Below are 12,290 nucleotides of genomic sequence, written 5' to 3'. Positions count from 1 at the left end.
CGGCGGCAGCGCGCCGCAAGCCGGCGGCCAGGCATCCGGCACGGGCTCGCGCCGCAAGAAGAAGGCCGGCGGCAATGCCGAAGGCGGCCAGCTGCAGACCGCGCCGGTGACCGGCGGCGGCGGGCAAGGCGGCGCGGGGCCGCGCAAGAAGAAGTCCGGCGGAGGCAACGCCACGGCGGCCTTCGTCCGGAAGAAACGCAAGTAAGGCGCGGCTTTCAAGCGCGGCCCCTTGTTGATTTCGGTTCGCAAAGTTGCTACAATGGACTTCTAGCTGCGGTTAGAAGTCCATTTTTATCCGGCGACGGACAAGGGAGAGGTGAAGGCATGGCGAAGAAGAGCGAAGGCAAGCAGCTCGCCCAGAACAAGAAGGCTTCCCATGACTACTTCATCGAGGACACCTTCGAAGCGGGCATGGTGCTGATGGGGAGCGAGATCAAGTCGCTGCGGATGGGCAAGGCGAACATCAGCGACGCGTTCGCGACGATCCGGAACGGCGAGATTTTCATCCACAACATGCACATCAGCTACTTCGAGCAGGGGAACCGGAGCAATCCCATGGACCCGACCCGGGCGCGCAAGCTGCTGCTGCACAAAGCGCAGATCCACAAGCTGCTCGGCCTGTCCAAGCAGGAAGGCTACGCGATCGTGCCGCTCAAGATTTACGTCAAGAACGGCTACGCGAAGCTGCTGATCGGCCTCGGCAAAGGCAAGAAGCAGTACGACAAGCGCGAGTCCGCGGCGAAGAAAGACGCCCAGCGCGACATCCAGCGCGCGCTTCGCGAGAAGCAGAAGGTCGCCCGCTAGCGGCAAGCAGGAAGCGCAGGAGAACGCCGCCTCGGCTTCCAGCAAGACGGCGGTTCGCAATGGGCCGACCTGTGGTATACTAATTAAGCAACACAACGACATGCTCGGTAACGTGAGGCCTGCGAGTGCGGCTTCATGCGTCGGCGCGTCGCCTGCTAAACGGAGCGCCAATCGCCGTTTATGCGATTCGGGGGCGTTTATGGATTCGACGGGGATAGTTCGAGCATGGGTTGCGGGTAGTGGGGAGCGTCCGCTTCATCAACGCTAAAGCCTATTAAACGGCAAACAACAACAACAACTCGCTTTCGCAGCTTAATAACCTGTGACGCGGCTTCTACCTTGCATCGCCCATGTGCCAGGCTAGGGGCTAACCTTTAGTGGGATACGCCGATCGGTCTCCGCCTGGGGTCGTTCGGAAGAAGATAATCAGGCTGACCCAACACGTAGTCGGTTACGGGACGACGTTCGGGTGACATCAATACCGTGACTACACCCGTAGAAGCCTGTGTGGCGTTGTCTTCGGACAGGGGTTCAAATCCCCTCGCCTCCACCAAATCATCAACCACATCCGCATGAGGATGTGGTTTTTGCATTGTAAGGGCGGCATGCTTCGTTCGCAGCCTTAGCCAACTCGCAATTACATTCCATTCGCTGCCTTGCCCCCGCCCGCGCCATCCCTCTCCTTCCCAGAAGGAGAATCGCCGTCGGCAGGCGAAGTAATTGTTCCGGACGTCGTGTTCCAGACTTGTTGTGAGGTGATGGGGATGCATCGCAATCAATGGCTCGCTTCTACGCGGACGGTTCAGGGGAAGATCGGCTTATTGGCCGGACTGCGGAACCGCTTCGGGTTTTCCTCGCTTCGCAAGCGCATCATGGCGTTTCTCACCGTCGGGTTCGCCGGCTGCGCCATCTTGATGGCGACGGTGTCGTATAATGCGATTTACGCCATGCAGCGCGATAAGATTCAGACCTCGATGGCGTTCGATCTGTACCAGCAGACGACCAAGCTGAACCAGATGTACAACAACCTGCTGCTGGTGACGCAGCAGATGACGCCGGAGGGGACGGTCGGCAACCTGATGGAGACGTACGTGTCCGCCAAGGAGTCGTACAGCCAGCGCGTGCTTTCGCGCGACATCTCCTACAATATCGGCTTAATCACGTTCTCGAATCCGGCGATGGAGCTCGTCATGTATTATAATCCCAAGGTCGGGCAAGCGGCGTTGTCGAATTTGCCGCTGCGCGGCGACTTTAATTTGCAAGCGCTTCCGAACGTCGCCGCCAAGGGCGTGCTGAGCTACCAGTCTCCGCACAAATCGCTATGCCGGTTCAGCGACGATCAAGTGATATCGGTGACGCGGGACGTGACCTTCTCGGACGGCACGCAGCTGGTCGTGTACGTCGAGGCCAAGACGGATATCGCGACCGACATGAATTCGCTGACGGCGAACTTGAACATGCCGTATACGCTGGCGTTCACCGATGCGGACGGCGACGTGACCTACAGCAGCAATCCGGCGGCGCACGCGGCGGGCGAGCGGCTCCGGCTGAGCGGGGAATCCGGCACGACGGGCGATTACGTCTGGAGCCGGATGAAGGGCGATTACGGCTACGACATCACGCTGCTGCTGCCCGTCGCCAGCTACAACCACGAGCTCTACACGTGGAAGAACCGCATGTATTGGATTCTCGCCGTCGGGCTGCTGATGATGGTGCTCCTCACGCTGCTGCTGCGGCGGCTCATCAACCGGCCGTTCCGCCTGATCGAGAAGGAGATGATCACGTTCGGCAAAGGGTACATGGGCACCCGGCAGTACCATACGGGCATCGACGAATTCGACCGGATCTTCGAGCAGTTCAATATCATGAAGCGGCAGATCCAGCAGCTGATCGTAGAGTCGGAGCAGAAGGAGAAGCGCCGGCATCAGCTCGAGCTGGAGAAGCTGGCGTACCAGATCAATCCGCATTTTCTGATGAATACGCTGAATTCGGTCCGCTGGCTGGCGGTGCTGCACAAGCAGGAGGACATCGAGAAGTTCGTCGCCTCGCTGATCTTCCTGCTGAGCTACAACTTGGGCAAGTCGGAGGAGGCGGCGACGTTCCGTTCGGAAATCCAGGTGATGCGGACGTATTTGGAGCTGCAGCAGATGCGGCATGACTTCGAGGTGGAGCTGGACATCGAGGAAGGCGCCTATCTCGACAGCCCCGTCGCGCGGTTCATCCTGCAGCCCATCGTGGAGAACGCCGTCTGCCACGGCCTGGACGATCACGGCCGGCTGGACATTCGCGTGACGTCCGACGATGCGGCGCAGCTGGTGCGGATCACGATTCGCGACGACGGCAAAGGGCTAAGCCAGGAGACGCTGGCCCTGCTGCAGCGCGACACGCCGGACCAACAGCAGACGGGCTGGGGGATCGGGCTGCGTTACGTGCGCTCCATGCTGGAATCCTTTTACGGCCGGAACGCTCGCATGGAAATCGACAGCACGCCGAATCACGGCACGACGGTCACGTTGACCCTGCCGTTTCTTCAGACCGGAAAGGAGCAAGCGATATGATCCGGGTATTGATCGTGGACGACGACAAGCTTGCGCGGAAAGGCTTGATCTCGATTCTGCCGTGGGCCGAGCACGATATGACGGTGGTCGGCGAAGCGGCGAACGGCGCGAAGGCGCTGGAATTTATGGAACGGCACGAGGTGGATCTCATGTTCGTGGATCTCTCGATGCCCGTCATGTCGGGCATGGAGCTGCTCCAAGTCGCGCGGCAGAAGTTCCCGGGCCTGCGCTCCGTCGTGCTGTCGTTCCACGAAGAGTTCGAGAACGTGCAGACGGCGTACCGCATGGGCGTGCTCGATTACATCTCCAAGGTGCGGCTGGAATCCGAGGACGACGAGCAAATTCTGAAACGGATCCAGCGGCAAATGACGGGCGAGGCCCAGCTGCCGGCGGCTTCTCCTCGCGCGGCCGAGCCCGATGCCTTGCCGGCGCCTGTCCCCGAGCCGGCCGGCGGCTCCTTGGAAGATGGGCAGTGGGCCGCGCTGGAGCAAGAGTGGCGCGCGCTGTACTGGCTCTATAACGATGCGGCCTTCCAGCGTCTTTGCAAGGGGACCGCGGAAGCCAAGGTATCCTTCCGCCGGCTCGAGGGGCTGTTCGTGCGCGTCTTGTCCCACATGGAGAGCGTGGTCGCGCTCGATGCCGAGCTGCGCTCCGACGTCCACGACGTCCGCTCGGCGATCGAATGGCTGCGCGATTACCGGCAGCGCGTCTACGCGCGGGTCGCCGCGTCCGCGGACGTCGCCAATACGACGGTCAGCATCCTGAAGGCGGTGCTGTTCATTCGCGAGCAGGCGTCGAATCCGGTGCATGCCGAGGACGTCGCCGACCACGTGCACATGAGCCGGAGCTATTTCAGCCAATGCTTCAAGAAGCTGACGGGCGCGACGTTCAACGAATTCCTGCGGCAGGAGCGGATCAGCGCCGCCGAGCGGTTGCTCTGCGAGACCAACCGCTCGATCGCCTGGGTGGCGCAGGCCGTCGGCTACAACGACTCCAAGTATTTCTCCCAGCTCTTCTACGAACAGACCCGCCTGCTGCCCTCCGAGTTCCGCGCCCAATTCCACAAGGGGGAGGAATGAAGGGGGAGGAATGATCGCAGCCGAGCGAACAAATCTCTACCCGGTCGGACGGATCCGCCGCAAATCCCGGCACATCCGTCCGACTTTTTTTATGCGCTTACATTGTAAAATGGGAAGGCAAGATCAAAGGGGAGGGATTAGATGAAAAGGAATATGGCAACGCTGCTGTCGGTCGTATTGCTTGGTCTAAGCTTGACGGCATGTTCTTCCAACGATTCATCCAACAATGATGTGAAAGCGCCATCAAACGCGAACGCGGGCTCGAATTCGGGCGCCGACTCGAACACCCCGCCGCTGACGGGAGACGATCTGGCTTTCTCCAAATTCCCGAAACCGGTCGACGTCCACATCGGCATGGTCGTGGATCCGACGGACAAAACGCTGCCGGAAGGCGACAGCGTCGGCAACAACCAGTACACGCGCTACCTCAAGGACAAGTACAACATCAATGTCATCGTCGATTGGACGGCGGCGACCGGCAATGACTTCAAACAGAAGGTCAGCCTGACGATCGCCTCCGGCAAGCTGCCCGACGGCATGGTCGTCGACGACCGTTCCTTCATGACCAAAGCGGCCAGCTCGGGGCTGCTGTACGATATCACCGATCTGTTCCAGCAATATTCGTCCTCGCAGGTGAAGGACATCATGAACAGCACCGAAGGCCGCGCGATGGAGAACGCCAGCTACAAAGGCAAGATGGTTTCGCTTCCGAACATCACCGTGGATACCGACGGCGTGCACGTCATGTGGATCCGCAAGGATTGGCTCGACAAGCTGAACCTGCCGGTGCCGAAGACGCTGGCGGATATCGAGAAGACGGCGCAAGCGTTCATCGACAACAAGATGGGCGGGGACAAGACGATCGGGATCGTCGGTCCGTCCAAGAACACGTTCCCGTACTCCACGTTCCTCGTCTCTTCGAACAACATGGGCGGCTTCGATCCGGTCTTCGGCGCGAACGACGCGTATCCGGGCTACTGGCTCGACAACGGCGACGGAACGGTCTCGTACGGCACGCTGTCGGACAATACGAAGAAGACGCTGGCAAAGCTGGCCGACTGGTACAAGAAAGGGCTGATCGATCCCGAGGTCGGCACCCGCGACAACGTCGGGGATCCGATCAACGCCAATCAATCGGGGATCTTCTTCGGCCCGTGGTGGAACGGCGGCTACGGCAACGGCGACTCCTTCAAGAACGATCCGACCGCCAACTGGCAGGCGTACCCGGTCTACTCCGACGATAACAAGTGGAACGTGCACATGAAGACGACGGGCAGCACCTACACGCTGATCAGCAAGAACGCGAAGCCGGACGTCGCCAAAGCCATTCTCATCATGAACAACGCGCTCGTGCGCGACGAAGCGACCTTCGACCTGTCCGTGAGCGTGGGCTGGTATCCGCTCCGCAACGTCATGGCCGCGGCCAACGAGACGGAATACGAGTATACCGAGCTGCTGAAGGTGCTGAAGGGCGAAACCAAGCCGGAAGATTACAACAAGCCGAACAGCTTGTACAAACTGATGTATTCGGACGCCACCAAGGTGCAGAACGTCGTCAAGCCTCCGTATGACGACTTGAGCGTCAGCAACTTCAATACGGCGAACTTCGGCGACTTCCAGCGGATGTATTCCCTCCTGATCGGGGACCGTCCGTTCGCGACGACGCCGATCGACAAGAAGGTGTACAGCGTCACGTACAACCAGACGCCGACGATGGAGACGAAGTGGGCCAACCTCAAGAAGATGGAAGACGAAACCGTGCTGAAGATCATCCTCGGCCAGGCGTCCATCGATTCCTTCGACAAATTCGTGAAGGACTGGAAGGCGCAAGGCGGAGACGAGATTACGAAAGAAGTCGCGGAGCTGCTCAAGAAGTAAGCATGCCATGCGGAATCTTGCGGAAGGCGCCGGCGGCGTCCGGGCCTTCCGCGGGCTTCGCGATTCGGGCAGGAGAACGGAGGTTAGGCCGTAATGCGGAAATTGGGCCATCAGAAGCACTATTATGTCATGCTGCTGCCGGGTATGGTCTGGCTCGCGTTGTTCAATATCGTGCCGATGTTCGGCATTATCATGGCGTTTCAGAATTTCAATCCGGGCGCGGGCTTGTTCAAGTCCGAGTGGGTCGGGCTGGATAACTTCACCTACATGTTTCAGCTGAACGACAGCAAGACGGTCATCATCAATACGTTCATCATCGCGATCGGCAAGATCGTGTTCAATTTGCTCGTTCCGCTCGTGTTCGCCATCCTGTTGAACGAGCTGCGCGGCATGCGGTACAAGAAGCTGGTGCAGACCGTCGTGTACCTGCCGCACTTCCTGTCGTGGGTCATCATGGCCACGATCGTCATCGGGATCTTCGGCTACTACGGCGTTATCAATACGATCATCGGGATGTTCGGCGGGGATCCGAAGCTCTTCATGGCGGATGCGGGGATCTTCCGTCAGCTCCTCATCGGCACCGACGTGTGGAAGGAATTCGGCTTTAACGCCATTATCTATCTCGCGGCCCTGACGGGCGTCAATCTCAATCTCTACGAGGCGGCGGCCATCGACGGCGCGAATCGCTGGCATATGATCCGGCACGTCACGCTGCCCGCGCTGTCGACCACGGTCGTGCTGCTCGGGGTCCTAAGCCTCGGCAACGTGCTGAACGCCGGCTTCGATCAGGTGTACAACCTGTACAACCCGCTCGTGTATTCGACCGGCGATATTTTGGATACTTGGGTTTACCGGCTGGGCTTGCAAAACCTGCAGTTCTCGCTGGCGACGGCGGCCGGCCTGTTCAAATCCGTCATTAGCTTCGTGCTGATCTTCATCTCGTATCGTCTGGCGTATCGCTATGCCGACTACACGGTATTCTGAGGGAGGGCGCTACTTTGGTCAGAAATAAAACGTTAGGCTCCAGGACGTTTGAAATCGCCAACGTCCTCATCCTCGGCCTGCTGCTCGTGAGCTGCTTGTATCCGCTGTGGTACACGTTCTGCGTATCGATCTCCGACAAGTCCGCCGCTAACGCGGGGCTCGTCACGATCTATCCGATCGGCTTCTCGCTGACGCCGTACAAGGAGATCATCAACGACGGCCACTTCTTCAACGCGTTCTGGATCTCCATCCAGCGGACCGTGCTCGGCACGGGGTTCTCGCTCTTGTTGACGGTCCTGATGGCGTATCCGCTGGCCCGGCCGGCGAAGGATTTCAAGATGCGCAACACGTTCATGTGGGTGCTGGTGTTCTGCATGCTGTTCAGCGGCGGCTTGATCCCGTGGTACCTCACGATTCAGAACTATCACCTGATCAATTCGATCTGGGCGCTCGTGCTCGGCGGAGGCGTGCCGGTGTTCGACGTCATCCTGATCATGAACTTCTTCCGCAATCTGCCGAAGGAGCTGAACGAAGCGGCCGTCGTCGACGGTGCCGGTCCGTGGTCGATCCTGTTCCGGGTGTATATCCCGTGTTCCATCCCCGTGCTGGCGGCCGTGGCGCTATTCCTGAGCGTGTACCATTGGAACGAGTTTTTCAACGGCCTGGTGCTGATGAACACCGCCGATAAATATCCGCTTCAAACCTATATCCAGCAGCTGGTCGTCAACATCCCGGTCGGCACCAACCTGACGCCCGAGCAGTACAAGAAACTGTCGGAGCTGTCGAACCGGACGCTGAACTCGGCCAAGGTATTCATCGCCATGGTGCCGATGCTGGTCGTCTACCCGTTCCTGCAGAAATACTTCATCTCCGGTATTATGCTGGGCGCCGTGAAGGAATAAGGGCGCGGAGACGCGCCGAGTATCGCGTTGATGCTTGATCCGTCCGTATACCCATAAGCCAAAAAGCCGAAAGCCGACCGCAGGGTCGGCTTTTCGCGCTGGGCGCGAAATCGCCGGGAGCCCTCCGTTCCTGCGCGGTCCGGGAGTCTCCCGAAAGCAGAGGGAAGCGTCCGGCAGCCTATTCCGTGAATGAGAACGCGTCCGTCTTCGGAACCAGAGCGCGGTAGCCGAATGCGGGATACGCGGTGATTTTCGGTCTTTATGACGAATTACAGCGAATTATGTCAATTTAAATAACATAGATGGCGAAAATTAAGGCGATATTTTCATGAAACGTTAAAAAAATAAATATATTGACTCTCTTAAATCCGCGAATATATAATCTTCTCATAAATTGGATAGATTTTGTCAGATTTAGTGACATGATTTCCAGTTTTTCATCATCAGGAGTCGGTCTCCGGCCTAGCCGGACGTTTACCGGCAAGCCGAGGGCCCGAACAACCGGAGAAGAGGTGGTGATGACGCGAAGGTCCGCGGCGAGCTTCCGGCCGGCGATGCGGGCAGCGCGCGCGAATGGTTATTTCGCGAGTGTACTTACTAACTGGTAAGTAAGTAATCTTTCTTAAAAGCGCTTTCAAGGTCGTTAAGTAGTCATTATTCATTATCAGGCGAAGGAAGTGACAGGGCTTGACCAGAAAAAGCAAGAAAATGGCGGCTGCGCTCTTCTCGGCGATGCTGGCGTTCGGAGTCGTAACGCCGGCTTTGGCCATGCAATCCCAGCACCGCGATCCGCTGCGAAAAAGCCAAATGAACGAAGAAGCACCCGCGCTTGACCCCGCAAGTCCCGCAAGTCCCGCAAGCCCCGCAAGCCCGAACGCGGGCGCCGCGGCCGGCCAACCGTCCGCCGGGCAGCCCGCGTTCGCGAGCACGCTGCCTGCCGTACCCGAGTACGCCCCCGGCCGGGTCATCGTGAAGTACCGGTCATCGGACGCTTCCGTCCAGGCGGAATCGTTGTCCACGCAAATTACAGGCGCCAGCCCGCTGCCGGTTCCGAACGCGGAGCTGCTGAAGCTGGCGGAGGGCGCCGACGTACATAGCGTCATCGAAGAGCTGCTGAAGAACCCGAACGTGCTCTACGCGGAGCCTGACTACAAGGTCTCCTCCGCCTTGAACCCGCAGACGTTCCGCCCGGCCGAGGACGCCAATCCGACTTCCGGGGCGAGCGCGCCGGTGTCCGCCGCGAAGGCGGACGGATCCCCGGTCCTGCCGAACGATCCGCTGTTCCATGAGCAGTGGGGACTGAACAACACCGGACAAGACCTGAACGACGGCTCGGTTCCGGGCGGCACGCCCGACGTCGACATGGATCTCCCCGAAGCCTGGGCGATTACGCAGGGCAGCAAGGACGTCACCGTCGCCGTCATCGGCAACGGCGCCAAGACCGACGTGCCCGACCTGGTCGGCCAAATGTGGACCAACGCGAACGAAATTCCGGATAACGGCGTGGACGACGACGGCGACGGGCTCGTCGACGACGTGAACGGCTGGGACTTCCTGCACGACGACAACACGGTGTTCGATACGAGCGACGGCTTGAGCGACCTGTACGGCACGACGGTCGCCGGCCAGATCGCCGCGGCGATGAACAACGGCGAAGGCATCGCCGGCGTCGCGCCGAACGCGAGCGTCATGCCGCTCAAGGTCGTATCGCCGGACGGCGGGTACTTCACCGACGTCGTGGACGCGATCGAATACGCCGAAGCGCACGGCGCGAAGATCGCCACGCTCGGCATCGTGTACACCTACCGCAGCAAGCTGATCGAGGATGCGATTAACGCCTCCGGCATGCTCTTCGTCGCGCCGGCGGGCGAGAGCTCGGGCATGTTCGGCCAAACCTTGAACCTCGACGTGGACCCGGTGTACCCGGCCGCCTACCCGAGCCCGAACGTGCTGTCGGTGACCGGCGTCGACATTCTCGGCAACCTGGCGCTCGACAACGCGATCGGCCAGCAGTCCGTGGACGTCGCCGCGCCGTCCGAGCTGATCATTTCGACCGTGCCCGACATCGATGCCGGCTACGCGGCCCAAATCGACAACGGCACGTACAAAGCCTACTACAACGGCATCGGCTTCGAGGAAATCCCGATCGACGACCCGCAGTACGCCGGCCAGCGGCAGGACATGTTCGACCGCGCCATGAACTTCCTCAAGCCGGAAGGCGGCGAAGCGCCGAGCATCCTGCTCGTGAACGACAGCCAGCGCAACCAGGGCGGCGGCGTCGGCCCGATGTACGAGAGCGATCAAATGGCGGTCTACGAAGGCCTGCTCCAGCAAGCCGGCTACGCGTACGACAAGGTCACGACCCAAGACGAGACGTTCGACGGACCGCCGCTCGAGCAGATGAAGAATTATGACATCATCGTGTGGTTCACCGGTACGGCAGCGACTCAGGACGGCGACAAGCTCGTTACCGACGCGGACCAAGCCAACCTGACGGCCTACCTGAACGGCGGCGGGCACTTGATGCTGACGGGGCAGGACGCCATCGACCAAAGCCCGACCTCTCCTTTCGTGCGGGACGTGCTCGGCCTGACGATCGTGAAGGAAGGCGGGTACATCTTCAAGGGCTGGGGCGTGCCGGGCACTATCTATGACGGCCAAACGTATAGGCTGATGGATTTCGCGCTCTTCTACGATACGGTCATCAGCAACAAAGCGGACATGACGAAGATCAACATCAAGAACAGCAACGGCAAGTATTCCTACTCGCAAGGGACGCTGTTCGCGGCCGCATACGCGGCGGGCGTGGCCGCGCTGGTGCAGAGCGAATATCCGGAGCTGAGCGCCTCGGACGTCAAGCAGCGCGTCGTGACGAGCGGCAAGCCGCTGGACAGCCTCAAGATGAGCACGGCGAGCGGTAGGCTGATCAGCGCGTACCGCGCGTTGTGGAACAAGGATATTCCGGGCATGACGCTGATCGACCCATCCGTGACCGGGAGGCTGGATCAGGCGGCCGATCCGAACCATGTCTACGCCGTCGAGCTGAACGCCGGCGAAGAAGCGACTTTCTCGCTGACCGGCGCGAAGGGCACGGATTTCGATCTCATTCTGTATGATTCCTCCGCCACGACGGTGGCAAGCCGGGAAGGCGCCGTGGCGTTCTCCGAGACGCCGGGGACGTCCGCCGAGACGATCAAGTACCGCGCGGCCGGGAAAGGCACGTACTACATCAACGTCTATGCCGTTGCCGGCGCCGGCGCGTACACGCTGAACGTCGACTACGGCAATACGTCGGGCAAATTCGAGGACGACGACGCGTCGCTGACGTACGAAGGCGACTGGACGACGGTGACGAACGCTTCCTACTCGGGCGGCACCATGAAGCAATTGACCGGCGAGGGGGCCGTCAAATTCGGCTTCCGCGGCAATCTGTTCGAATGGATCGGCACGAAGGACGAGAACCTGGGCGTCGCCGAGATCCGGATCGACGGATTCCCGGCGGGCTACGCCGACCTCAGCAGCAAGACGCGGCAAACGCAGCAGTCGCTGTTCAAGATGGTCATCCCGAACGGACATCACGACGTCGAGATCCGCGCCGCGAAGGGCGCGAACGCGGTCCTGGCCATCAACCTCGACGCCGTCGCGTTCTCCAGCTTGATCTCGCCGACGTCGAAGGCCGCGAACTATACCGGTCCGTGGGCGTTCAAATACGGCAAGAAATACCCGGACGGCTCCGAGAGCTACACGACGACGCCGGGCAGCGCGGTCGAATTCCCGTTCACGGGAACGAAGGTGACGCTCTGGGCCACGACGGGCAGCAACCGCGGCAAGGTGAAGATCTACATCGACGGCCGGTCCGTCACGCCGACGCCGGTCGATCTGTACAGCGAGACGACGCGGTACCAGGTGCCGGTCTTCACGTCGGGCGAGCTGGCTAGCGGCACGCATAAGATCAAGATCGAGCATGCGGGCGAATCCAATCCGAAGTCGAGCGGCGGCATCGTCACGATCGACGGCCTGGACGTCCTGAACCTGAGCTAGCCCGAGAGACAGCTATTATTCCGATCCGAAATGGGGTACCTGAA

8 protein-coding genes and 1 other RNA gene are annotated in these 12,290 nt (G+C 60.2%); all 9 read left to right on the top strand.

Going from position 1 to position 12,290, the window contains the following annotated elements; genetic code table 11:
• A partial coding sequence (locus I8J29_RS30315; RefSeq protein ID WP_208851043.1) for a hypothetical protein occupies nt 1-205 on the top strand: 205 nt, incomplete at its 5' end.
• Nucleotides 206-324: 119 nt separating this feature from the next.
• Entirely contained in the window at nt 325-804 is a 480-nt protein-coding gene (gene smpB, locus I8J29_RS30310) for an SsrA-binding protein SmpB (protein WP_090639980.1), read from the top strand.
• 189 nt (nt 805-993) lie between these two features.
• Nucleotides 994-1,357: a transfer-messenger RNA gene (gene ssrA, locus I8J29_RS30305) on the top strand.
• Between the two features lie 211 nt (nt 1,358-1,568).
• Complete coding sequence (locus tag I8J29_RS30300) at nt 1,569-3,362, top strand: sensor histidine kinase (RefSeq protein WP_208851042.1); 1,794 nt, start codon at nt 1,569-1,571, stop codon at nt 3,360-3,362.
• On the top strand, nt 3,359-4,441 hold the full coding sequence (locus I8J29_RS30295) for a response regulator transcription factor (RefSeq protein ID WP_208851041.1): 1,083 nt from the start codon (nt 3,359-3,361) through the stop codon (nt 4,439-4,441). Before I8J29_RS30300 ends, I8J29_RS30295 begins: the two co-directional genes overlap by 4 nt.
• Before the next feature lie 141 nt (nt 4,442-4,582).
• Complete coding sequence (locus I8J29_RS30290) at nt 4,583-6,319, top strand: extracellular solute-binding protein (RefSeq protein ID WP_208851040.1); 1,737 nt, start codon at nt 4,583-4,585, stop codon at nt 6,317-6,319.
• Nucleotides 6,320-6,412: 93 nt separating this feature from the next.
• Complete coding sequence (locus tag I8J29_RS30285) at nt 6,413-7,303, top strand: ABC transporter permease (RefSeq protein WP_208851039.1); 891 nt, start codon at nt 6,413-6,415, stop codon at nt 7,301-7,303.
• 14 nt (nt 7,304-7,317) lie between these two features.
• Complete coding sequence (locus tag I8J29_RS30280) at nt 7,318-8,205, top strand: carbohydrate ABC transporter permease (RefSeq protein WP_208851038.1); 888 nt, start codon at nt 7,318-7,320, stop codon at nt 8,203-8,205.
• 687 nt (nt 8,206-8,892) lie between these two features.
• Nucleotides 8,893-12,246 (top strand): S8 family serine peptidase, encoded by a 3,354-nt coding sequence (locus I8J29_RS30275; RefSeq protein ID WP_208851037.1) that lies wholly within the window; start codon nt 8,893-8,895, stop codon nt 12,244-12,246.
• Nucleotides 12,247-12,290 lie beyond the last annotated feature (44 nt).

This window comes from Paenibacillus artemisiicola (genome assembly GCF_017652985.1).
GTDB lineage: Bacteria > Bacillota > Bacilli > Paenibacillales > Paenibacillaceae > Paenibacillus_Z > Paenibacillus_Z artemisiicola.
This window is presented reverse-complemented; position numbering and strand designations above follow the sequence as displayed.